Source organism: Pseudomonas sp. BMS12, from assembly GCF_001592875.1.
Taxonomy (GTDB): domain Bacteria; phylum Pseudomonadota; class Gammaproteobacteria; order Pseudomonadales; family Pseudomonadaceae; genus Aquipseudomonas.
The window spans coordinates 1-23,276 of record NZ_LSOF01000008.1 but is presented as its reverse complement, the minus strand read 5'-3'; the positions used below and the strand labels follow the sequence as shown (position 1 = coordinate 23,276).

22 protein-coding genes and 1 pseudogene are annotated in these 23,276 nt (G+C 61.6%); 10 read left to right on the top strand and 13 right to left on the bottom strand.

Features of this window, described 5'->3' with window-relative positions; all coding sequences use genetic code 11:
* Positions 1 to 5: 5 nt before the first annotated feature.
* A complete protein-coding gene (locus tag AYB31_RS08610) occupies positions 6 to 1,151 on the bottom strand; it encodes a catalase family protein (protein ID WP_068827719.1) in 1,146 nt (381 codons plus the stop codon).
* A gap of 12 nt (positions 1,152 to 1,163) precedes the next feature.
* Positions 1,164 to 3,044, bottom strand: coding sequence for a di-heme-cytochrome C peroxidase (locus AYB31_RS08605; RefSeq protein WP_068827718.1), 1,881 nt, complete (start codon positions 3,042 to 3,044; stop codon positions 1,164 to 1,166).
* Between the two features lie 230 nt (positions 3,045 to 3,274).
* Between AYB31_RS08605 and AYB31_RS08600 the strand changes: the two genes are divergently transcribed.
* Positions 3,275 to 4,609 carry a sigma-54 dependent transcriptional regulator gene (locus AYB31_RS08600; protein WP_068827716.1) on the top strand — a complete coding sequence of 445 codons (1,335 nt, stop codon included), beginning with the start codon at positions 3,275 to 3,277 and terminating at the stop codon, positions 4,607 to 4,609.
* Positions 4,610 to 4,624: 15 nt separating this feature from the next.
* On the opposite strand, the gene AYB31_RS08595 is transcribed toward AYB31_RS08600, so the two are convergent.
* From AYB31_RS08595 to AYB31_RS08560, 8 genes are all read right to left on the bottom strand, one after another.
* Positions 4,625 to 5,854 carry a transporter gene (locus AYB31_RS08595; RefSeq protein ID WP_068827714.1) on the bottom strand — a complete coding sequence of 410 codons (1,230 nt, stop codon included), beginning with the start codon at positions 5,852 to 5,854 and terminating at the stop codon, positions 4,625 to 4,627.
* Positions 5,855 to 5,883: 29 nt separating this feature from the next.
* A complete protein-coding gene (locus tag AYB31_RS08590; RefSeq protein WP_068827713.1) occupies positions 5,884 to 6,618 on the bottom strand; it encodes a hypothetical protein in 735 nt (244 codons plus the stop codon).
* Positions 6,619 to 6,648: 30 nt separating this feature from the next.
* Positions 6,649 to 7,323, bottom strand: coding sequence for a C39 family peptidase (locus AYB31_RS08585; protein ID WP_153020675.1), 675 nt, complete (start codon positions 7,321 to 7,323; stop codon positions 6,649 to 6,651).
* Between the two features lie 90 nt (positions 7,324 to 7,413).
* Positions 7,414 to 8,232, bottom strand: a complete 819-nt coding sequence (locus AYB31_RS08580) for a hypothetical protein (protein ID WP_068827711.1) — start codon at positions 8,230 to 8,232, stop codon at positions 7,414 to 7,416.
* Positions 8,233 to 8,269: 37 nt separating this feature from the next.
* Positions 8,270 to 8,854 carry a hypothetical protein gene (locus tag AYB31_RS08575; protein WP_068827882.1) on the bottom strand — a complete coding sequence of 195 codons (585 nt, stop codon included), beginning with the start codon at positions 8,852 to 8,854 and terminating at the stop codon, positions 8,270 to 8,272.
* 2 nt (positions 8,855 to 8,856) lie between these two features.
* Positions 8,857 to 9,303, bottom strand: coding sequence for a hypothetical protein (locus AYB31_RS08570; RefSeq protein WP_068827709.1), 447 nt, complete (start codon positions 9,301 to 9,303; stop codon positions 8,857 to 8,859).
* Positions 9,304 to 9,696: 393 nt separating this feature from the next.
* On the bottom strand, positions 9,697 to 10,311 hold the full coding sequence (locus tag AYB31_RS08565; protein ID WP_068827707.1) for a hypothetical protein: 615 nt from the start codon (positions 10,309 to 10,311) through the stop codon (positions 9,697 to 9,699).
* 7 nt (positions 10,312 to 10,318) lie between these two features.
* Complete coding sequence (locus AYB31_RS08560) at positions 10,319 to 11,950, bottom strand: methyl-accepting chemotaxis protein (RefSeq protein ID WP_068827705.1); 1,632 nt, start codon at positions 11,948 to 11,950, stop codon at positions 10,319 to 10,321.
* Positions 11,951 to 12,148: 198 nt separating this feature from the next.
* Here AYB31_RS08560 and AYB31_RS08555 point away from each other — a divergent pair, with 198 nt between their 5' ends.
* Together AYB31_RS08555 and AYB31_RS08550 are read left to right on the top strand one after the other, a co-directional pair.
* Complete coding sequence (locus AYB31_RS08555; RefSeq protein WP_068827703.1) at positions 12,149 to 12,982, top strand: undecaprenyl-diphosphate phosphatase; 834 nt, start codon at positions 12,149 to 12,151, stop codon at positions 12,980 to 12,982.
* Between the two features lie 7 nt (positions 12,983 to 12,989).
* Positions 12,990 to 13,685: a DUF1294 domain-containing protein gene (locus AYB31_RS08550; RefSeq protein ID WP_068827701.1), complete on the top strand. Its 696-nt coding sequence runs from the start codon at positions 12,990 to 12,992 to the stop codon at positions 13,683 to 13,685.
* 42 nt (positions 13,686 to 13,727) lie between these two features.
* Here the strand turns inward: AYB31_RS08550 and AYB31_RS08545 are convergent, their stop codons facing one another.
* Entirely contained in the window at positions 13,728 to 14,075 is a 348-nt protein-coding gene (locus AYB31_RS08545) for an MmcQ/YjbR family DNA-binding protein (protein ID WP_068827699.1), read from the bottom strand.
* A gap of 77 nt (positions 14,076 to 14,152) precedes the next feature.
* On the opposite strand from AYB31_RS08545, the gene AYB31_RS08540 reads away from it, so the two are divergent.
* The 6 genes from AYB31_RS08540 (at position 14,153) to AYB31_RS08515 (ending at position 20,006) form a co-directional block, all read left to right on the top strand.
* Positions 14,153 to 14,659, top strand: a complete 507-nt coding sequence (locus AYB31_RS08540; RefSeq protein WP_068827697.1) for a DUF1993 domain-containing protein — start codon at positions 14,153 to 14,155, stop codon at positions 14,657 to 14,659.
* A 303-nt stretch (positions 14,660 to 14,962) separates the two neighbouring features.
* Positions 14,963 to 16,087 (top strand): branched-chain amino acid ABC transporter substrate-binding protein, encoded by a 1,125-nt coding sequence (locus AYB31_RS08535; RefSeq protein ID WP_068827695.1) that lies wholly within the window; start codon positions 14,963 to 14,965, stop codon positions 16,085 to 16,087.
* Between the two features lie 141 nt (positions 16,088 to 16,228).
* On the top strand, positions 16,229 to 17,143 hold the full coding sequence (locus AYB31_RS08530; protein ID WP_068827693.1) for an ABC transporter permease subunit: 915 nt from the start codon (positions 16,229 to 16,231) through the stop codon (positions 17,141 to 17,143).
* Between the two features lie 9 nt (positions 17,144 to 17,152).
* The gene (livM, locus tag AYB31_RS08525) at positions 17,153 to 18,424 is read left to right on the top strand and encodes a high-affinity branched-chain amino acid ABC transporter permease LivM (RefSeq protein WP_068827692.1); all 1,272 of its coding nucleotides are present in this window, start codon (positions 17,153 to 17,155) and stop codon (positions 18,422 to 18,424) included.
* On the top strand, positions 18,421 to 19,293 hold the full coding sequence (locus AYB31_RS08520) for an ATP-binding cassette domain-containing protein (RefSeq protein WP_068827690.1): 873 nt from the start codon (positions 18,421 to 18,423) through the stop codon (positions 19,291 to 19,293). The genes livM and AYB31_RS08520 overlap by 4 nt, the downstream gene beginning before the upstream one ends.
* Positions 19,290 to 20,006, top strand: a complete 717-nt coding sequence (locus AYB31_RS08515) for an ABC transporter ATP-binding protein (RefSeq protein WP_068827688.1) — start codon at positions 19,290 to 19,292, stop codon at positions 20,004 to 20,006. The genes AYB31_RS08520 and AYB31_RS08515 overlap by 4 nt, the downstream gene beginning before the upstream one ends.
* A 144-nt stretch (positions 20,007 to 20,150) precedes the next feature.
* Here the strand turns inward: AYB31_RS08515 and AYB31_RS08510 are convergent, their stop codons facing one another.
* Both AYB31_RS08510 and AYB31_RS21990 read right to left on the bottom strand, forming a co-directional pair.
* Positions 20,151 to 21,737 carry an ABC-F family ATPase gene (locus AYB31_RS08510; protein ID WP_068827687.1) on the bottom strand — a complete coding sequence of 529 codons (1,587 nt, stop codon included), beginning with the start codon at positions 21,735 to 21,737 and terminating at the stop codon, positions 20,151 to 20,153.
* Between the two features lie 20 nt (positions 21,738 to 21,757).
* Positions 21,758 to 22,038: pseudogene (locus AYB31_RS21990) on the bottom strand (hypothetical protein); the annotation flags it as partial.
* Between the two features lie 577 nt (positions 22,039 to 22,615).
* Between AYB31_RS21990 and AYB31_RS21415 the strand changes: the two are divergent.
* Positions 22,616 to 23,276: hypothetical protein (locus AYB31_RS21415; protein WP_201787426.1), on the top strand; the 661-nt coding region annotated here is incomplete at its 3' end.

Here is a 23,276-nt window from a genome sequence, read left to right as displayed (position 1 = left end):
TCGTTTCAGTGCGCCTGCGGCGCGTCGTTGCGTTGGTGGCGGTAGACGCTGACGGCTTCGTACACCGCCTTGCGCAGGCGGTTGATGCCTCCGATCGGACGGTGCTCCGGCAAGGCATGCCAGGGGTTGAAGGAGAGGTTGTCGCAGAACAGGTTCTGCTCGCGGCTATCGAAGTCCTGGGCCGGCACCTTGATGGTCGCCACCGTCTGGAACGGCGAGATGTCCTCGCTCCATTCCACGCTGGGGTCCTCGATGGGCATGTAGTAGCTCGGATTCTGCAGCTGCACCTGGAGGGCGAAACAGGCCGGCACGCGGTCCAGCGACAGCTGCTGGTATAGCGCGCTGCGCAGGAAGTTGGGCAGGTTCTCGTTCTGTTCGGGCAGCTGATAGGTCGGGCAGCTGCTTGGGTCGGGGATGACCCGGTACTTGATGTTGTGCGGGCCGTATTTGAACGGCGCGATCGAGTTGTAGGTGGTGGCTACCGGGGACTCCGGTGCCGGGCTCAGGGTCTTCAGGGCGATGATCAGGTGGCGAATCTCCCAGGTGCGCGGGTCCCAGCTGGGGAAGAACGCCAGCACCTTCTTGCCGTCGGCCTGGGCGGCGAAGTTCTGTTTGTACTCGGCCACATCGCGAACGAAGAAGTTCGGATTGTTGAACATCACGAAGTCCTGATTGCCGGCCGTGGCCTTGCTGCTGAGCAGCTTGTCGCCAGGCACGTCGAGCAGCTTGATGGCCATGCCGCGAGCGTCGCGGGCGCGGTCGAACTGCGGATAGGCGTTGCCGTTGGATAGGCGCATCCAGGCTTGCCAGGTCTTGCCCGGCTCACTGAACACACCCTGGCGCAGGTTCGGGTCGAGGTCGGGCAGTACGCTGACCTGGGCCTTCACGCAGCCGTGGGCCTTGGCGTGGGCGTCGCGCAGTACGCGGGTGTTGTCGCGATGCTGTTCGACGACGCGAATGGCGTCTTCGATGATGGTCTGGGTCAGGGCCGCTTCGGCCGTGGGGATTTCCTCTTCGGCGGCAACCGGGCCGGAGAACTTCCAGCCGTAGTAGGCCTCGCCCAGGCCCCAGCCGAGCAGGCCGACTATCAGCAGGGTCAACAGCAGCTTGCCCAGTAGACGACCGAGCCAGAGCCAGAAGCGCTTGAACATGACGTTTTATCCTTAATTGTTGTTCTGGCAGCTGGGGCCGGGTGTCCAGGGGCGGCTCTCGGCCGGTTTGAGCTGGCTTTCCAGGCGCTCGTCGCCCATCACCTTGAGATACTCGATCAGCGCATAGCGCTCCTGGGGTTCCAGATAGCGACCGATCACGCCTTCATTGCGGCAGCCATCGCGGAACTCGTGACCACGGTTGCCGTTGCCGGTCACGCTGGTGTCGAACAGGAAGCCACCCTGGAACTCTTCGGTGAGGAAACCTGCGCGCTTGGGGTCGTACTCGAAGTTGCCAACCCAGAAGCTGGTGTCGCGCTCGACGACCGGCGACAGCAACTGGAACAGGTTGGGCACCGAGCCGTTGTGCAGGAAGGGTGGGGTGGCCCAGATACCGTTGAGCGGGCGGGCCTTGTAGCCGCGTTTTTCCTGCACGCCGATGGCCAGGCCGTAGCCGTCCATGCGCCAGCGCTCGCGCGGTTGGATGCCGGCATCCCGATAGGCGCGGTTTTCCACGTAGGCCGTGACGTAGGCCAGGCCCTTGGCGCTGGAAATGCTGGCGAAGTCCACTTCGTCCAGGTTGGTGCCGAACAGCTTGACGTCCAGATTGGCCAGTTCGGCCTTCTGCCAGCCGAGCTTGCGGATATCGAAACGGTGATCGGCGATGTTGTTGGCGGTGGTCGGATCGGTGCCGATGATGCGGGTTGGCACGATGCGCATGTGCCATTCCGGGTCACGGGCCGGCGCCAGACGCTGGTCGCGTGGTACCGGGTTGGGCGCGTGGCAGTAGGCGCAATTCTCGGCGAACAGGGCACGGCCCTCGCTGGCCAGCTCCAGGTCGACCTTGCCGAATACTTCTTCCGGCCAGGTCGGTGGTTTCAGCTGTTTGAGCGTCTCTTCCAGGGTGTACAGGTCGCGCAGGCGCACGCTGGAAGGGTAGCGTTCGCTTTCCGTCATCGGGCTGCCGTTTTCGTCGAACAGATGCAGGGTGGCGCCGACGCCCAGCGCCTCGCCAATGTTGCGGGCCATTGGCTGCATGGCCGAGCCGTTCCACTGTACCCAGTCGAATTTCCAGATATCCCACACCTGCGGATAACTGACCGGGGCGTTGGCCACCCGGTAGTTGCTCGGGTCGATGGCGTCGCCGAACACGCTGTTGGCGATACGGCCGAAGGCGTCGGTACGGCCGAAGCCTTCCTCGGTGGGATAGAGCCCCAGATGCCAGTCATTGAAGGCGGTGCCGAGCAGGCGGTCGAGCACGGCCTTGAACTCTTCGCGCAGTTGCTCCTTGCCCTGGTCGTAGTTGTCGCCCAGCACGTTCTTGGCAAAGCGGCGGAACTTGATCGGGTTGTAATAGGTGAAGGCCATGCTCATGCCCAGCGCCTGGCCAAAGCTGCCGCCCTTGAGCGTCGGTACGGTGGAGGCCAGCGAGTGCAGAGCGGCGCCGCCGTCGATGCGCACCGCCTGGCCCTGGTAGCGCAGCTCGCCGCTGTGGCAGGCGGAACAGGTGATATCCAGATATTGCGCACCGGTTTCCTCGTCCGGGTGGCGGGCGAAACCTACCGGCAGGTTGCCGGGATTGCGTTCGCTGGCCTGTTGCTGCGGATCGGTAAGGAAGCCGAAACGCGCCAGGTAGTCGGGGGCGGCGAATTTATCCTGGGAGAAGGGCAGCTCCAGGGCGGTGAACCAGTCGTAGTGCAGGCCTTTCACCGTGGTGCCCTGAGGGGTGTAGTAGTAGGTCTGGCGCTCCTGTTCGCTCCACTGGTCGAGGTAATGCACCTGCTGCGGCTTGTCGAACAGCGGAAGGTTGGGCCGTGCGATGTAGTAGAGAACGACCGCGAGCACGCCTAGGGCGAGCAACAGGATCAGAGTTAGAGCACGGCGCAGGATTCGCATGACATCAACATCCGTGTGGCGATTTTGTTATGGAGTACGTTTATGCCAATCCGCAAGGGCAATGGCAAGCGGCCATAACCTGTTGACGTGCTGAGAAGTAAATCTTCCGGATTGCCGGGGCGTTATAGGTAATCGTTCCTTGGCAGCGTTCAGGGCTTGCTAGGATTCAGTAGTTGCGCCAAATAATTGTTTTTAATGGCTTTTCGAAAAATTGGCGCCAAGGAATAGTTATGTCGCAAGTATTGGCTGCGGCACCCCGGCGATTGTTGGTGGTGGATCCCTGCCAAGAGTGCGAGCTGCTGTTGCCTCGCCTCCAGGCCAGTGGCTGGGCCGTACAGAGTTGCGGGCTGGCCGAAGCGAATCATGCAAACTGCGACGTCGGTCTGATACGGCTACACCTTCAACACCTGACTCGGCCGGAAAGCCTCAAGGAGTTGATCAGCCAGAGCGGCACGGAGTGGATAGCCGTGCTCAATGCCGAAGCGCTGATGCAACCCGATATCGGTAACTTCGTCGGCGAGTGGTTCTTCGACTATCACACCTTGCCATTCGACCTGGATCGGGTCGGTATTGCGCTTGGGCGTGCCTTTGGCATGGCCAGGTTGCGCGGCAACATCAACCCGTCCGGCGGGGACTCGCAGGGTCATGAGCTTCTGGGCAGCAGTCGCAGCATCTGCGATTTACGCCGGTTGCTGGCCAAGCTGGCGCCGACAGACGCCCCCGTACTGATCCGCGGCGAGAGCGGCACCGGCAAGGAACTGGTGGCGCATACCCTGCACCAGCTCTCGCGGCGAACCGAGGGGGCCTTCGTGGTGGTCAACTGTGGTGCGATTCCCGAGCATCTCATCCAGTCCGAGTTGTTTGGTCATGAGAAGGGCTCCTTTACCGGAGCACATCAGCGCAAGCTCGGGCGCATCGAGTTAGCCGATGGCGGTACCCTGTTTCTCGACGAGATCGGTGATCTGCCGCTGGAGCTGCAAGCCAACCTCCTGCGCTTCCTGCAGGAGATGCAGATCGAACGGGTGGGCAGCCATCGACCCTTCTCGGTCAACGTGCGCGTATTGGCCGCAACCCACATCGATCTGGAAGAAGCTGTGCGCCGCGGGCGCTTTCGCGAAGATCTCTACTACCGCCTCAATGTGTTGCAGGTGCAGACCACGCCGTTGCGCGAGCGGGTGGCCGATATCGGCTGCCTTGCCGAGTACTTTGCCCAACGCTATGCGGTGGAAATTGGGCGACGACCGCGCAACTTCAGCGAAGATGCCCGCCAGGCCATGTTCGAACACACCTGGCCCGGCAATGTGCGCGAGCTGGCGAATCGAGTACGCCGAGGAATGGTGCTCGCCGAAGGCAAGCAGATAGAAGCCGTGGACCTGGGGCTGGCGAAGGAACTGCCGTCACTGCTGCAGGCCCGCACTCTGGATGACTACATATGTCGTGCCGAGCAGCAGGCGCTAAGGGATGTGCTGGCCCGCCATAGTGGCAACATGACCCGCGCCGCCCAGACGCTGGGCGTTTCGCGGCCGACGCTCTACCGCCTGTTGCACAAGCATCAGCTGTTCTGAGCGGGCTTCGCCGGATCAGAAGTAGTAGGGAAACTTCAGGCTGAAACTGAAGTCCGGTGCGTCCGGGGTCAGGCCGATGGCGAGATTGGGCACTATGGTCAGTCGATCCGAGGTGGCGAAAGTCATGCCGATGTTGAAGTACGCCGCATTGGCGTCGCTGCCGGAAACGGTCTGCCAGTCTTGGCCGTCAGGCTTCAGCTTGCTCTTCTGGCTGATCAGCTCGGTGAATGAGAACGACATGCTCATGCGTTCGTTCAGCGCAAACGCTGTGCCTAAGCCGAACTGGAACCAGTTACCGAGCGCGACCTTGCCCGGCACCTTCACACCTTGCTGTGGGCTGATGTCGCTGAAACTTTCGTCGAGGTTATAGGTGTAGGACAGGCTACCGAACAACACGGCCGGATCGACTGTCTTGACCAGTGAAATCCCAGGAGTGATCGACCACACACCGTTACCGGTTGGCAGCTCTTCGGGCACGTTCAGGTTGTCATTACCCGGTACGGGGACGATCTTGATGCCATAGGGATCGTCACCCGTCGGCGCTTTGACTCGCAGACTGAATACGGCGTCGGGCACGCCCGGTGCTTCATCCATGAATTTGTACGAAACCCCCAGGCTGATATCACCCAGGCGCGGGTCGCCGGTGACGGTTTCCTCGCTGACCAGTGAGGTGGAGCCTCCGGCGCCAGCCGATTCGTAAGTGGTCTGCCGATACACGATGGGCACGTTGAGATCGAACTGCCAGCGCTGCCGCAGGTTGTAGCGACCGGTCAGATCCAGGGTGAAGGTGTCGGACTTGATCTGATCCACACCCAGATTGCCGAGAAAGATGGCATCCAGGGCGAGGAATCCGTTGAGCAGCAACTGGCGAGAGTCGTAGTGGCTGTAGGTGATGCCGGGCTCCAGACTGAAGCTGCCGCCACCAAAGAAGCCGCTGGCCTCCTGATAGATGTTCTCGACGCTGGGTGCCGGCTGTCCGTCTTCATAAAGGGAGACACCATAGCCGCTGCCACTCGACGAGCGTGCCGTTGCTCCTCCAGCCTGTCCGGTCTGCGGGTTGGCTTCCAGCTGCAGAAGGCGCTGTTCCAGAACCATCAGGGCACGTTGCTGTTGATCGTAGCGGGCTCTGAGCGTCTCCAGCTGTTCGCGCAGCTCCTGCGTATCTGCGGATTCGGCGCTCGCCAGCGTGGATGCGGTGAGGCCTGCGAGCAGTACTGCGGTCAGTCTTGGCGAGTGACAGTGCATGGTTCTGGCTCCTGGGCAAAGCGTTCGTTCTAGTAACCGCCACGCTGAAGGCCGCGCAGTTGCTCGAAGGCGCAGAAGTTCTTCAGATCAAGGCCCGGGTTGTTGCGCAGTGCCACATCCACGGCTGCCAGGTTGCGCACCTGATTGAGCGAACCACTGATGTTGGCGTGCTGCATCAAGCTGCCACCGCCAATCTGTTGCTGGGCGAAACCCTGCCCGTCGCTGGCCTGCAGAGCTATCCGCAGGCCGCCATTGAACGCCTGTACGCTGACCGTTCCCACCGCGTTGCCATGCTCGTAGCCGCCGGCCTGCCAGGCATCACCCTGTGGAGTGGCTGGGTTGCCGCCGCGGGATATGTTGATGCTGAGGTCGTTGTGGCCGAGGTTCAGATCGCCTGCTGCACGTACGCTTTGTACGATGCCGTTGACTGCATCGAGTCCTGCACCGCCGATAACTTGCCCGGAGTTGCCGCTGCTGGCACTGCCGTTGGCAATGTTCTGCTCGATGGACGTGATGGTCAGGTTGGGTTGCGATTGACCGTTGATATTGAGGTTGATCTGTGCGCCGATGACCTGTCCCGCGCTGTTCTGCCAGAGGGTCGACATGGTGACGCCAAAGCTGATGATGCTGTTGGGCAGGATGTAGCGACCGCGCAACTGGGCGAGTTCAGCATCACTGAGCTCGATGGGTTGCAACGGGTTGCCGGCCTGTGCCTGCAGGCTGCCTAGCAGCAGGCCGGCAAGGAGGAGCTTGCGAGTATCCATGATGAAGGCTCCCGGGGCTGCCTTGCCCCTTTAGAAAAAGTCGCTTTGAATGAAGCCGAACTCCATCAGTTCCGCGTCCTTGACCGGATTGAAACGATCCAGACGATGGCGTGCGGTCAGGGGTTCGGGGGGGCTCAGCAGAGCATTGCGACGGTCATAACCAGGGCCGATGATTGCGAACACGATGCCGTTCCAGCCCTGGCTGAAGTCGTCGATGGTCATCTTCTTGTGGCCGAGGACGGGATCGCCGACATATACCCAGTCGTTGTCCGTGCGCAGCAGAACCACGAAATGTTTGTAGCCTCGAACATTGAGCAGCACGATGGTCGGCACCTTGATGCTTGCCAGTCGCTGTGCCTCGATCCGGTAGCCCCGCGCGCGCATTCCCAGGGACTCGACATAGTTCTTCATGTCCAGCATGGAAAAGCCCTGGCTATGGATCAGCTCGGTGTCGCCGGCGCGCAACATGCCGCGGATCACCATTTCCTCACTCAGCCCCCAGCCATAGGCCTCGTTGAGAATGCTTGCCAGTGCGGCGGCACCACAGCTGAAGTCCGTACGCTGCTCGACCAGGTTGGCGAAGCGACGTTCACGCAGGCTGACGACGGTTTTGAAGGCCAGTGCGCCGCCGGGTAATACCGCGAATGGCTTGGCTCTGTCCTGTGCGCTGACAGGCGCCGGCGGCAGCGTCAGTGCGACAGCCATTGCGACTGTTGCCAGCCACGGAGTGATGGCGGCCATATAGGAATCCTTGCATAGCAGAGGCCGGGGCCTGGGAGCCCCGGCGTCTTCTGTTTACTGCGGTGTATTAGATGGGCAGGCTGTGCAGCCGGCGGCAATGGCCAGTGCATTGGCTTGCTGATTGCCGGAGCCGGCAGCGATGTTCAGGCCGAAGTTGCCTGAGGCGGTGACGCTGCCGCTGAGGGTCGCGTTGTTCACGACAGGTGTCTGCGGGTCGTCATTGCCCCACTGGCCCGGAAATCCGGGGATGTTGAACCCGGCAGTGACAACCTCAAGGCCGTCATCACCTTCGTCCACCGGGTAGACCTTGCCAATATCGTTGTCGGTCTGGTTGTCCTCAAGCTCCTGCTTCATGTTTACCGAAGCAGTTGCGACGAAGGCCGTTTCCGAGTTGGCGATAGCGAGATCGTTTTTCTGCTGGTTGAAGTTGCCCGCGGCAAGGTTGAGACCGAGATTGCCGGTACTGCTCAGATCACTGTTGAGCAGTGCGTTGTTCTGCGTGCCATCGTTGTAGACCTTGTTGTCGTGCCCATCCTGATCGACACCGATCTTGGCTTTGGCTTCGATACCGAAGACGAAGAACGAGTCAGCGGTGGCAATGGCCGCCGCGTTGGCCTGCTGGTTGTTGTCACCGGCCACGACGTTGACGCCAGCGTTACCGGTCATGTCCAGCGTAGCCGCGTCGATGGTGGCGTTGTTCTTGGTCTCGTCGTTGTAGACGGTGTTGTGGTGAATGGTCTGCTCGTCGTTGACTTCCGCGACCGAGCCGTTTGCACGAGTCTGTCCGCGATTATCACGGTCGGCATAAGCGCCCATGGAGACCGCTAGTGCAAGTGCGACTACCAATGGCTTGAGAGGAATTTGCGCATTCATCTGTATATCTCCTTCACTCAGTGTTTCGTCGAGTAGGTCATTCCGTGACCCGGATGCTCAGGTTGTTGGCGGTACGATTGCCAATCCCCGCGCTCTGGTTTAGTTGCACCACGCCACGACTACCCGCGAACGCACGATCATCCAGCTCGACCATGCGTTCGCCGCTTCCTGGTACGCCCATACCGGAGAGGGTTGCTGGAGCCGCGTTCTGTTGCAGAACACTGTCATCCAGGCTTTCCGGCGCGGCGTCGGTCGCCAGGCGGAAAGCATTGATCTGTTGATTACCCACGCCGGCGCTCTGGTTGATGCCGGCCACGCCGCTGCCATTGGTGAATGAGGCGCCAAGGATCCGGGCGCGGGCATCGATCGCGGCGCCGCTGGAAGCCCCATGGCCCTGGACCAGCGAGGTACTGGCGCTGCCGTGGTCGCCCGCACTGATTGCCCGGGCATTGATCTGTTGATGTTGGTCGCCGGCGGCCTGATTGATCATCAGGTTGCCGCGATAGCTTTTGACGGTGTCGTCGATCGACGCATTCATCTGGGGTGGCTGGGCATTCTCCGCCAGAACCGGCACGGTAACGGCCAGAAGCATGGCAAGCCAGGCTGGATGACGAGCACACATGATCATTGCCCTCCCAGCCGCTGCAGCGGACGCAGGCCCTGATCTATGCTGCGACCGATTTGCCCCTCCATGCGCCGTCCGCCGGCACCACCATGAACCGCCGTCGAGCCGGGTAGGCGTTGTAGCTGGGAAGAGCTGGTGTCGAGGTGTGGCTGCAGTGAGCGGAGCGGGAGACTCAAGGCGCTGCCGCTGGAAATGCTGGCGAACTCTCCGTCGCTGAGTTCGCGGCTGCCTGCGGCGTTGCGCAGGGCCAGTGCTCCGGGATTGATGCTGGTGGGCTTGGGATCTGCGGCGAGCGCCGGACGTGTCGCACTGCGAGGTTGCACCTCGCGACTGATGATGATGTCGCCGTCGGCGGCAGGAACATGAACAGGCAGAATCGAGAGGGTAGCCGCCAGCAGCCATTTGCCGGCTATTGCGCAGATTGAGTCCTTTTCGACGATGTCCATTTTTCACCTAACGCACACGGATGTGGATGGAGGTGAAGGCGTACGAGCACATGCTGTGCCGCGAACAGTTATTTCAGTTAAATCAATAACTTGTGGCTTATATTGCGAGAGGAAGACGTTTGTTGTGTAAGGCCCGTGAAACAGCTGAAGCCGGCACCCAGGCACGGATAATTGCTTGTGTCCCTAGGGCGGCATGGGTTGCGGCCTTAATCGGGCAGCTGTTAAGCCAGAGAGACAGGTGGTCGGCCAATGAGGCGGACTGCTCCTGTGGCTAGGCGTTATCCGTCGAAAGAGGTCGTGCGTGCATGCACGGGTTCTCACGCTCCGGACAAGGACAGGCAGGCTGGGTGAGAAACGGGCGTTCGGAGGTGTTTCAAGTGTCGAACAGGCGCGTCAACAGCCCAGCGTATCGGCCTGGCGATACAGCATCAGCAGCTTGCGGGTGATGCTCTGCTGGATATCGTCACGCTCGAAGGCGGACAGGCGGGTGAGCTTCTGTACCTGCAGACGGTGCAGGTGGAGGTAGGGCATCTTCTGGTCGAACTCGCGCAGGTCGCCCTTCATCAGGATCGGTAGAAACACGTCGCCGATCTTCTTCTGGTTGCTGATGATCTGCGCCAGCGCCTGCTTGAACGGCATGGTCTTGGGCGCGGGGCTGCCTTCCTTCATCTGCGTGGTCAGCAACAGGCCGGGTTTGCCCAGCACCACGCCGGGCAGCACGCACAGGCCGGTCTTGCGCACCGCCAATGGCTCGATGCCGTGCAGGGTGTCATGGAAGGCATAGGGGTTGGGCAGCACCACCATCTTGCGCCCGTAGTCGGTAGGGAAGTGCAGGTTGTAGTTGGTGTACAGCTGGCGGGTGGACTCGGAATAGACGCACAGGCGGTTCTCGAACAGCTTGATGAAACGCTCGGCCAGCTCGCGTCGGGCGATGCTGTCCAGGTCCCAGATCAGGTCCTGGTTCTGCTGCTGGCCGAGGTTGACCTCCTGATGCTGCATGTCGCTCATCCACACCTCACACGCGGAATTGATTCAGCAGGCTGCTCAGTCGGCTGGCCAGCTGGCCCAGGTTGTGGCTGGCCTCGCTGGACTGGTCGGCCGCCAGCGCATTTTCATGGGCCAGCGACGCCGCCTGGGTGACGTTGTGATTGATGTCGTCGACCACGTGCGATTGTTGCAGTGTGGCGCTGGCGATGGAAGCGTTCAGACCGGTGATATTGCGCAGTGCGGCGGCAATCTGGTTGAGATTCTCGCCGGCCTGGCGGGCCTGCTCGACGGTCTGCTGGGTGGCCTGGCTGCTGGCGTTGATGACCTTGACCGCGGCTTCGGAATTGCCCTGCAGGCGTTCGATCATGGTCTGGATCTCGGCGGTCGACTGCTGGGTACGCTGGGCCAGCAGGCGCACCTCGTCGGCCACCACGGCGAAGCCACGCCCCTGTTCGCCGGCCCGCGCCGCTTCGATGGCGGCATTGAGTGCCAGCAGGTTGGTCTGTTCGGCGATCGAGCGGATCACTTCCAGTACGCTGCCGATCTGCGTGGTTTCCTCGGCCAGGCTCTGGATCACCTCGACAGCCTGGCCGATGGTCTCGGACAGCTGATCGATCTGCCGCAGGCTGCCGTTGATACTTTCCTGACCCTGCAGGGCACGCTGCTCCGCCTCGCGCACTTCGCTGGCGGCGTGCTCGGCGTTCTTCGCCACGTCCTGCACGGCATAGGACACTTCGTTGATCGCGGTGGCGACCAGCTCCATCTGTTGCGATTGCTGCTGGCTGTGCTGTTGGGCATTGCCCGCGATCACGCCAAGCGATTGCGATGACTTGTCCAGCGTGCTGGCCGCTTCCAGGGACTGGCCGATCACCCCGCGAAGCTTGTTGGTAAAGGCATTGAAGTGGCCGCCCAGGGCGGTGAGCTCATCGCGGCCGCTGTGATCCAGGCTGCGGGTCAGGTCGGCTTCGCCACTGGCGATGTTGGCCATGGCATTGACCGCCTCGTCCAGCGGGCGGGAGATACTGCGGGTGATGAGGATTACCAGCCCCGCGAGCAAACCTATCACCAGTACGAGGATGCCCAGGGCGCGCACCACCTGCTCGCGGAACTCGGCCTGCACATCGTCCACGTAGATGCCCGAGCCGAGAATCCAGCCCCAGGGCTGGAACAGCTGGATGTAGGAAACCTTGGGCACCGGCTCGTCCGAGCCAGGCTTGGGCCAGCGATAATCGACCTGGCCGGCGCCGCTGTTCTTGGCAATGGTCACCATCTCGTTGAACAGAAACTTGCCGTCCGGGTCCTTTAGGCTGGAGAGGTTCTGACCTTCCAGCTTGGGATTGGTCGGGTGCATGACCATCACCGGGGTCATGTCGTTGATCCAGAAATAGTCGTTCTGTTCGTAGCGCAAGCCGCGGATGACTTCCATGGCCTGCTTCTGGGCGTCCTCGCGACTCAGTCCGGAACTTTCCAGCGAGTTGAAGTGCCTGAGTACACCCATCACGCTTTCCACCACGTGACGGGTCTTGAGTGCCTTGGCCTGGTACAGCTCGTCATGGTTCTGCTTGAGCATCAGGCCGGTCAGGGCCAGCAGCATGACGATGGCGGATAGCAGGATGATCCACAACCGACGGCTGATCGGCAGATTACGCAGACTGTTCATGGCAACTCCAAATTCTTGTTATCTGAGTGCAGTCGGTACAGTTAAGTGGCAGTTTAGTATCAGATCAATCGGGCTTTGGACGCAGCGCGTCTGGCCAGGGCTTCTGGTAGCATCCGCATCTATTTTTGTTGCCTGCCCGAGCAGGTTCCCAAGATCCTTATCGGCCGCTCTCACGAAAAGCCCAGTCCGAGGTAGTGCATGGATTTGTTGATCGCCCTGAAAGCCGTGATCCTGGGCGTTGTAGAAGGGCTGACCGAGTTTTTACCGATTTCCAGCACCGGCCACCAGATCGTGGTGGCCGACCTGATCGGTTTTGGCGGCGAGCGGGCCATGGCCTTCAACATCATCATCCAGCTCGGTGCCATCCTGGCGGTGGTCTGGGAGTTTCGCCGCAAGATTCTCGAAATCGTCATCAACGTACCGCACCAGCTACAGGCGCAGCGCTTTACCGCCAATCTGTTGATCGCCGTCTTGCCGGCGGTGGTTATCGGCGTGGCCTTCGCCGATCTGATCCACGAATATCTGTTCAATGCCATTACCGTGGCTGCAGCCCTGGTGATCGGTGGCGTGGTCATGCTGTGGGCCGAACAGCGCCAGCACGAGATCACCGTGCAAGAGGTGGATGACATGAGCTGGAAGGAGGCACTGAAGATCGGCTTTGCCCAGTGCCTGGCGATGATTCCGGGCACCTCGCGCTCGGCGTCCACCATTATCGGTGGCCTGCTGTTCGGCCTGTCGCGCCGCGCCGCCACCGAGTTCTCCTTCTTCCTGGCGATGCCGACCATGGTCGGCGCCGCTGTCTACTCCGGCTACAAGTATCGTGAGCTGTTTCAGCCGGGCGACCTGCCGGTGTTCGCCCTGGGTTTCGTGGTGTCTTTCATCTTCGCCATGATCGCCGTGCGCGGCCTGCTCAAGTTCATAGCCAACCACAGCTATGCGCTGTTCGCCTGGTACCGCATCGGATTCGGTCTGCTGATCCTCGCCACCTGGCAGTTCGACCTGATCGACTGGAGCAGCGCCCGGGCGCATTGAGGTCGGCATGGAACTGCGTGGCACGCTGAAAAGCTGGAATGACGACAAGGGCTTCGGCTTCATCCAGCCCGAAGGTGCTGGGCAGCCGCTGTTCGTACATATCTCCGCCGTGCGCGGAGAGCGCCGGCCGCAGGTGGGCGATGCGGTGCTCTATGTCGCCGGGGCCGATGCGCAGGGGAGGCCTCGCGCGCAGCACATGCGGCATGAGGGGCTGAGTCTCGACCGTCCGGCGATCCGGCGCAAACCGAAGGCTGAGACCAGCGGCAAGTCGTCAACCGCGGTGAAAGCGGCCAATGGCGCCCGAGCGGAGCGCTTGGGCATCCAGCATTTCTCGGCCAAGCTGCTGATGTTCCTGGGGCTGTGCGCACTGCCTGTGTGGGGCAGCCTGCAGTTGCTGGCCGCTGGGTTGTTCTGGTGGGTCTTGGCCTACCCGTTGCTCAGCCTGTTCAGCTTCTGCCAGTACTGGCTGGACAAGCAGCACGCACAGAAGGGCCGCTGGCGGACTCCGGAAAACAGCCTGGATATCGCCGAACTGCTCGGCGGCTGGCCGGGGGCATTGGTGGCGCAGCAGGTGTTTCGCCACAAGACGCGCAAGGTTTCGTTTCAGCTGGTGTTCTGGTCGATCGTCCTGTTGCACCAGGTGTTCTGGCTGGACCGGCTGCTGCTCGGTGGGCGCTATCTTGGACACCTGGTGCCGCTGTAAAGCGGCCGACGCAGCCTGCACCTTGGTGAGTGCTGCTCGCGGTTACGGGACGCTGTCGAGCAGCAGGCCTGCCTGGCGAATCTTCGGCAGTTTGCGCACCACCAGTTGGTGGGAATAGGCAAGAAGCTCGCGCAGCTCGTCATCGCCGAGGGGGCAGGGGAGCGCCATGCTCACCCAGTGGGCGCGGGCCAGGTAGGGGGCAGGGCGGATGCCCGGGCGGTCGACCATGCCAAGGAACAGCTCCGGCCCGACCTTGAAGGACAACCCGGCACTGAGCAAGGCGAACATCTTGTTGCCGGCCACCGAGAACACCCGTACGCCGCCCCATTTGTAGTCTTCCCGTGCGCCCGGCAGTTGCAGGCAGAAGTCGGCAATCTGTTCCTCGGTCATGGCGTTTTTCCTTCTCCTGTCCGGCAATGCGGCTAACCTAGCAGAGTTCTGCCCACTCTCTGCAAGGAGCCCCTGTCATGTCGCTGTCCCTGTACCAAACCTCTATTCCCCAGTTCGTACGCATGTTCGGCAACCTCTCGGCCATCCTCGACAAGGCCGTGGCCTACGCCGAAGAGCGCAAGATCGACCCCTCTGTGCTGCTCAATGCGCGCCTGGCGCCGGACATGCATCCGCTGACCCGCCAGGTGCAGATCGCCAGTGATGTGGCCAAGGGCTGCGCGGCGCGCCTGGCCGGGGTCGAGCCACCGAGCTTTGCCGACAACGAAAGCAATTTCGCCGAGCTGCAGGCGCGCATCGGCAAGACCCTCGACTTCATCAAGAGTGTGACGCCGGAGCAGATCAATGCCGGCGAAGGGCGTGACATCCTGCTCAAGTTCCCCAACTCCGAGTTCAGCTTCAAGGCGCCGGATTACGTGCTGCATTTCGCGCTACCCAACTTCTATTTCCACGTCACCACCGCCTACGCGATTTTGCGCCACAACGGTTTGGGCATCGGCAAGATGGATTACATGGGCGCTGCCTGACGGCACGTTTTGCGTAGAAGTGACTATCGTTGGTGCGGCTGGGTAGTTTTGTCGCACCGCGCGGGTGCGAGTAGCGCCTTTGGGTGCAACCGGTTACCAAAAGTAGACGGAATTTCGCTCAAAAGGTGCAACCCGGTGCGTGGTGAAACCCCGTGGTAGGTTTTTTTACGAGATTTGCTGAAGCCCCCTGGCTCGGTGCATTGAGCTCGTCGCGGTGCTTCCCCGCGAGTCTCCCTCCGACTGACCTGGCATAGGCCTTGCTGACGCAGGATGCCAACCCAAAACTCTCAGGAGCACATCTCCATGTCGCAGAAGTTTTTCAGAAAAGGCTTTCTGGCTCTCGCGGTAGCCTCCGCGATGGGCACTTCTTCCCTGGCCCTGGCCGATGTCGTGATCGGCGTGGCAGGCCCACATACCGGTGCCAACGCCTCCTTTGGCGAGCAGTACTGGCGTGGCGCGACCCAGGCCGCCGAGGACATCAATGCTGCCGGTGGGGTGAACGGCGAGAAGATCAAGCTGGTCAAGGCGGACGACGCCTGCGAACCGAAGCAGGCCGTCTCGGTGGCCAACCGCCTGGTCGACTCGGACAAGGCCGTCGGCGTGGTCGGCCACTTCTGCTCCTCTTCCACCATTCCGGCCTCCGAGGTGTATGACGAGGCGGGCATCATCGCCATCACCCCGGCCTCGACCAACCCGCAGGTAACCGAGCGCGGTCTGGGCGCGATGTTCCGCATGTGCGGCCGCGACGACCAGCAGGGCATCGTTGCCGGTGACTACATCGTCGATACCCTCAAGGCCAAGAAGGTCGCCGTGGTGCACGACAAGGACACCTATGGCCAGGGCCTGGCCGATGCCACCAAGGCGCAGCTGGAAAAACGCGGCGTCGAGCCGGTGCTGTATGAAGGTCTGACCCGTGGCGAGAAGGACTTCAACGCCCTGGTCACCAAGATTCGTGGCGCTGGCGCCGAAGTCGTCTACTTCGGCGGCTGCCACCCGGAAGCCGGCCCGCTGGTACGGCAGATGCGCGAGCAGGGCCTGGATGCCAAGTTCCTTTCCGGCGACTGCGTGGTCACCGACGAGATGGTCACCACCGCCGGTGGCCCGCAGTACACCAAGGGTGTGCTGATGACCTTTGGTGCCGACCCGCGCCTGATTCCCGATGGCAAGGCGGTGATCGACAAGTTCCGCGCCAGTGGCTACGAGCCGGAAGGCTACACCCTGTACGCCTACGCCTCGGTGCAGGCCCTGGCCGCAGCCTTCAACGCCACCGGCGGTACCGATGGCGCCAAGGCCAGCGAGTGGCTTAAGGCCAACCCGGTGGATACCGTGATGGGCAAGAAGGCCTTCGATGCCAAGGGTGACCTGAAGGTGTCCGACTACGTGATGTACGAGTGGGACGACGCCGGCAAGTACCACCAGATGAAGTAAGCGTTACCACGAGACCGGCCGGTGGCGCAGCCCCCCGGCCGGCGCAGTCCGGGAAGGCTGAAACGGCTGCAACTACCGCGTAGGTGCTTCCCGTCTGATTGATGCGCATGGCCGCCTGGTCATGCCCGGACGAGAGTGCGTATGGACGGTATCTTCCTCCAGCAACTGATCAACGGCCTGACCCTGGGCGCCGTATACGGCCTGATCGCCATCGGCTACACCATGGTTTACGGCATCATCGGCATGATCAACTTCGCCCACGGCGAGGTGTACATGATCTCCGCCTATCTGGCGGCCATTGCCATGGCTCTGCTGGCCTACTTCGGCCTCGAATCCTTCCCGCTGATCATCTTCGGCACGCTGCTGTTCACCATCTTCGTCACCGGCGTGTACGGCTGGGCCATCGAGCGCATCGCCTACCGGCCGCTGCGCAACTCCACACGTCTGGCGCCGCTAATCAGCGCCATCGGCATGTCGCTGATCCTGCAGAACTACGTGCAGCTCAGCCAGGGTGCGCGCCAGCAGGGCGTACCGACCCTGCTCGATGGCTCCTTCAAGCTGCATATTGGCGAGGGCTTCGTACAGCTCAGCTACACCAAGGTATTCATCCTCATCGCCGCCTTTCTGGGCATGGCGGTGCTCACCTACATCATCCAGTACACCCGGCTCGGGCGCATGTGCCGGGCCACCCAGCAGGATCGCAAGATGGCGGCGATCCTCGGCATCAATACCGACCGGGTGATCTCCTACGTGTTCGTCATCGGCGCCGCCATGGCCGCGCTGGCGGGCGTGCTGATCACCATGAACTACGGCACCTTCGACTTCTATGCCGGCTTCGTCATCGGCATCAAGGCCTTCACCGCCGCCGTGCTCGGCGGCATCGGCTCGCTGCCGGGAGCGATGCTCGGCGGCATCCTGCTGGGGGTGGCCGAGGCGCAGTTCTCCGGCATGGTCAACACCGACTACAAGGACGTGTTCAGCTTCGGCCTGTTGGTACTGATCCTGATCTTCCGTCCCCAGGGCCTGCTCGGCCGCCCGCTGATCGCCAAGGTCTGAGGAGTGACGATGAGCGAGAAACTGGATATCAAACGCGTGCTGCTCGACGTCGCCCTGGCCGGCCTGGTGGCGTTGATCGTGTTCGGCCCCATCGTCGGCGTGGTACTCGATGGCTATAGCTTCAATCTGGAGCCCAAGCGCCTGGTATTGATCGTCGCTGCGGTGATGCTCGGCCGCCTGGCACTCGGCCTGTTCCTGCAGACCTCCCGCGGCCGCAGCCTGCTCGACAGCTTCGAAGGCAGCGATTCCGGTGTGCACGTACTGCCGCCCGGACATCGCAGCCGCCTGCGCTGGGTGGCGCCTCTGCTGCTGGTGGCGGCGCTGATCTTTCCGCTGTTCGCCAGCAAGTACCTGCTCACCGTGGTCATCCTCGGGCTGATCTACGTGCTGCTGGGCCTGGGCCTGAACATAGTGGTCGGCCTGGCCGGCTTGCTCGACCTGGGCTACGTGGCGTTCTACGCCATCGGTGCCTACGGCCTGGCGCTGGGTTACCACTACCTCGATCTGGGCTTCTGGACCGTACTGCCGCTGGCGGCGCTGATGGCGGCAGTGGCGGGGGCCATCCTCGGTTTCCCGGTGTTGCGCATGCATGGCGACTACCTGGCCATCGTCACCCTGGGCTTCGGTGAGATCATCCGCCTGGTGCTGAACAATTGGCTGAGTTTCACCGGCGGGCCGAACGGCATGTCGGTGCCGGGGCCGACCCTGTTCGGCCTGGAGTTCAGTCGTCGGGCCAAGGATGGCGGGGTGCCATACCACGAGTTCTTCGGCGTCAGCTACGACGCCAACATGAAGTTCATGTTCATCTACGCGGTGCTGTTGGTGGTGGTCATGCTGGTGCTCTACATCAAGCACCGCCTGACCCGGATGCCGGTCGGCCGGGCCTGGGAAGCGCTGCGCGAGGATGAAATCGCCTGCCGTGCCATGGGCCTCAACCATGTCCTGGTGAAGCTCTCGGCTTTCATGATCGGCGCCTCCACGGCCGGCCTGGCGGGGGTGTTCTTCGCCACCTACCAGGGCTTCGTCAATCCGTCGTCCTTCACCTTCTTCGAGTCGGCGTTGATCCTCGCCATCGTCGTACTCGGTGGCATGGGCTCGACCGTCGGTGTGGTGATCGCCGCCTTCGTGCTGACCGTGGCGCCGGAGCTGCTGCGCACCTTTGCCGATTACCGGGTGCTGCTGTTCGGTGTGCTGATGGTGCTGATGATGATCTGGCGCCCGCGTGGGCTGATCCGCATCAGCCGCACCGGGGTCGAACCGCGCAAGGGGGTGGCACCATGAGCGATAAAATACTCAGTGTCGAACACCTGATGATGCACTTCGGCGGTATCAAGGCCCTCAATGACGTCAATCTGGACGTCGAGCGCCACTCCATCACTGCCCTGATCGGCCCCAATGGGGCTGGCAAGACCACGGTGTTCAACTGCCTGACCGGCTTCTACCAGGCCACCGGCGGGCGTATCCAGCTCAATACCCAGAGCCGGCCCACGGACGTGATCAAGGTGCTCGGCCAGCCGTTCCAGGTCGACGACTTCCTCAGCCCGGCGCGCCTTGGCAGCCGTATCTACTACAAGATGTTCGGCGGCACCCACCTGGTCAATCGCGCCGGCCTGGCGCGTACCTTCCAGAACATTCGCCTGTTTCGCGAGATGTCGGTGCTGGAGAATCTGCTGGTAGCCCAGCACCTGTTCGTCAACCGCAACCTGCTGGCGGGCATCCTCAACACGCCAGGCTATCGGCGTGCGGAGAGCGAGGCGCTGGACCACGCCTTTTACTGGCTGGAGGTGGTCGACCTGGTGGATGCGGCCAACCGCCTGGCCGGCGAGTTGTCCTACGGCCAGCAGCGCCGCCTGGAGATTGCCCGGGCCATGTGCACGCGGCCGGAGATCATCTGCCTCGACGAGCCGGCAGCTGGCCTCAACCCTTCGGAAACCGAGGCGCTGAGCCGCATCATCCGCTACCTGCGCGACCATCACGGCCTCACCGTGCTGCTGATCGAGCACGACATGGGCATGGTCATGAATATCTCCGACCATATCATCGTGCTTGATCATGGCGACGTGATCGCCCGTGGCGATCCGGCCGCCATTCGCCATGACGAGAAAGTCATCGCCGCCTACCTGGGTACCGACGAAGAGGAGCTGGTATGACGGTCCCGTTGCTGGAGTTTCGTGAAGTCGATGTGTTCTACGGGCCGATCCAGGCGTTGCACAAGGTGTCGCTGCAGGTGAACGAAGGCGAGACGGTGGCGCTGATCGGCGCCAACGGTGCGGGCAAGTCCAGCCTGCTGATGTCGATCTTCGGCCAGCCGCGCATCGCCGCCGGGCAGATCCTGCTGCGCGGCGAGGACATCAGTCGCAAGACGGCGCACTACGTGGCCTCCAACGGCATCGCCCAGTCGCCGGAAGGGCGCCGGGTGTTCCCCGACATGAGTGTGGAGGAGAACCTGCTGATGGGCACCATTCCCATTGGCACCGCCCATGCGGACGAGGACATGCAACGCATGTTCGAGCTGTTCCCGCGACTCAAGGAGCGGCGCAATCAGCGCGCCATGACCATGTCCGGCGGTGAGCAGCAGATGCTCGCCATCGCCCGCGCCCTGATGAGCAGGCCCAAGCTGCTGCTGCTCGACGAACCTTCGCTGGGGCTGGCTCCGATCATCGTCAAACAGATCTTCCAGACCCTGCGCGAGCTGGCCAAAAGCGGCATGACCATCTTCCTGGTGGAGCAGAACGCCAACCACGCGCTGAAGCTGTCGGATCGCGGCTACGTGATGGTCACCGGACAGATTCGCATGAGCGGCACCGGCGAGGAGTTGCTGGGCAACGAGGAGGTGCGCAGCGCCTATCTCGGCGGCCACTGATGTGGGGGGGCTAGAACCATTGCGGCTAAAGCCGCCCCCACAATAGTCGTGCAATAAAAAGGGCATCCCATGGATGCCCTTTTTCTATCGACGGCGTTTAGGGATATCGCGAACGGCTGGCCGGCGCGCAGCGATTCCGTGCACTTAAACGATCACGCCCTGGCTGCGCAGGTAGTCGTCGTAGGTGCCGCTGAAGTCAGTCACGCCGTTGTCCGACAGTTCGATGATGCGGGTGGCCAGCGAGCCGACGAACTCGCGGTCGTGGCTGACGAAGATCAGCGTGCCGGGGTAGTTTTCCAATGCCAGGTTGAGCGCTTCGATGGATTCCATGTCGAGGTGGTTGGTCGGTTCGTCCATCACCAGCACGTTGGGCTTCTGCAGGATCAGCTTGCCGAACAGCATGCGGCCTTGTTCACCACCGGAAATCACCTTGACCGATTTCTGGATCTCGTCGTTGCTGAACAGCATGCGGCCCAGGGTGCCGCGAATGACCTGCTCGCCGGTCGTCCACTGGCCCATCCAGTCGAACAGGCTGACATCGTCCTCGAAATCGTGGGCATGGTCCTGGGCGTAGTAGCCAACCTCGGCGCTCTCGGTCCATTTCACCGCGCCGGCATCTGGGGTCGTTTCACCGACCAGGGTGCGTAGCAGGGTGGTCTTGCCGATGCCGTTGGGGCCGATGATGGCGACGCGCTCGCCGGCTTCGACGGTGAAGCTGAAGTTCTTGAACAGCACCTTGTCATCGAAGGCCTTGGACACCTTCTCGATGGTCACGGCCTGGCGGTGCAGCTTCTTGGTCTGCTCGAAGCGGATGAAGGGGCTGACGCGGCTGGACGGCTTGACCTCGGCCAGCTGGATCTTGTCGATCTGCTTGGCACGGCTGGTGGCCTGCTTGGCCTTGGAGGCGTTGGCCGAGAAGCGGCTGACGAAGGTCTGCAGCTCGGCGATCTGCGCTTTCTTCTTGGCGTTGTCGGCCAGCAACTGCTCGCGCGACTGGGTCGCGGCAGTCATGTACTCGTCATAGTTGCCGGGGAACAGGCGCAGCTCGCCGTAGTCCAGGTCGGCCATATGGGTGCAGACCGAATTGAGGAAGTGGCGGTCGTGGGAAATGATGATCATGGTGCTGTTGCGCTGCACCAGGATGTTTTCCAGCCAGCGGATGGTGTTGATATCCAGGTGGTTGGTCGGCTCGTCGAGCAGCAGCACTTCGGGGTCGGAGAACAGCGCCTGGGCCAGCAGCACGCGCAGTTTCCAGCCGGGGGCGACTTCACTCATCGGACCGAAGTGCTGCTCCAGCGGAATGCCCAGGCCGAGCAACAGCTCGCCGGCACGGGATTCGGCGGTGTAGCCGTCCATCTCGGCGAACTCGCCTTCCAGTTCGCCCACCTTCATGCCGTCTTCTTCGCTCATCTCCGGCAGCGAGTAGATGCGGTCACGCTCGGCCTTGACCTTCCACAGCTCCTCGTGACCCATGATCACGGTATCGATCACGTTGAATTCTTCGTAGGCGAACTGGTCCTGGCGCAGCTTGCCCAGGCGCACGTTCGGCTCGAGCATCACCTGGCCGGCCGACGGCTCCAGATCGCCGCCGAGGATTTTCATGAAGGTCGACTTACCACAGCCATTGGCGCCGATCAGGCCGTAGCGGTTGCCGTTGGTGAACTTGACGGAAACGTTCTCGAACAGCGGCTTGGCGCCGAACTGCATGGTGATGTTTGCGGTGGAGATCAAAGGGTTTACCTATCAATAACTTAGCTGTGGTCTGGGCGGCTGATAGCAATTTTCAGCTTTTCCAGTTCGCTCCATTCGGAGCTTGAGTTAATCCAGCGGGCGTACGTAGTCAGCAGCATCTGCACGCTATGGCCGAGCTGCTGGGATATGAAAGCGGGGTTCATGCCAGGCATAAAGCATATTGTCGCATAGGTATGGCGGCAGTTGTACGGAGGCCGATAACGGCCGCCCAAAGCGTTCAACACAGGTCACGAGGGTGATGCAGGTCATAGGTCTGTTTTACATGCGCGTTTGGCGACGGGAAGGCTTGGATCGTCTCACCCTTGGTCTGCGGCACTCTGAGTGGTCAACCCTTTCCGGGCTGCGGGTTAAGTTTTTCTTCGGCCACCGCAGGTGGTAACCCATGGATGAATTGATGTGGCCTGAGTTAGCTGTAACGGGGCATTAGGTAATGGCTGATCGGCGGGACTCCCAGTCGTGCATTGAAGGAGTAGTTGATCGCTACAAGTCAGCTTGTTAGGGCGAATTTTTTGAGTTGCGTCTCCATGTTGAGAGCATCGATAATCCGCCGTCTTTTTCAGTGCGTATCCTTCTCGTGCCTGTTTTGAGTTGTCGGTTGCGCTCCTAGTTTTAGTCTCAAGAACAAAAGGATTTGCTTGATGGAGTTCAGGGGGATCGCGCGTTCCTGCCGCCTTGCGGTGTGGGTCGGATTGCTTTGTGTTGGGGGTGTTTTCAAGAGCCTGTTGGCACGCCTGGCCGCAGCCTCTACCTCCATCTTGGTGGTGAGTAGCAGGGGAAGGGCTTCCGATTTTCGCCCATGGCCCTCACTTTCAATAACTTCACTAGGTTTAGGTGCGCCAGCAAGGCAGCCTCTTGGGTTGACCCTGGCAGGCTATTTTTTTGCGCTCTGCCTACCTTCTTGGGCAGTGGCGCAGGAGATTGTGATTGATAGCAATCTCACTCTGCCGAGAGACAGCCAGCAGTACGCTGGCGATGATGTGATCGTCGAGGGCGCCACACTGACCCTCTACGGTGCTACTCGCTTCGGCAGCCTGACTTTGCGCACTGGTGCGCGTGTCATTTCGCCAACGGGATACAGCCTGAGCATAAGTGCAGACAGCATACGCATTGATGCCAGCTCCCGTATTGACGTAAGCGCCAAAGGCAACGTGGCCAATACTGGCCTCAACACCAATTATTACAGTGGCGGCAGTTATGGTGGGCGTGGTGGCGGCTATTCCACGGGTAGTACCAATTATTATTCATTGGCTAGCTACGGCGATTACCGTCTGCCGCGAGATTTGGGTACGGGGGGGCGCAACAGCTCATCATCAGTAACGCGTGGTGGCGGTGCTCTGGAGTTGATTGCGGACAGCCTGAGTCTCGATGGTCTGATTCTCGCTGATGGTCAGACGATCGCTGGTTCAAGCTACGGCTCAGGTAGCGGTGGCTCCGTATTATTACAGGTGGGCAGCCTGGGCTTGGGCGAGCAGGCCCGTATCCAGGCCGATGGTGGCGGTAGCACATCTGCGCAAACCT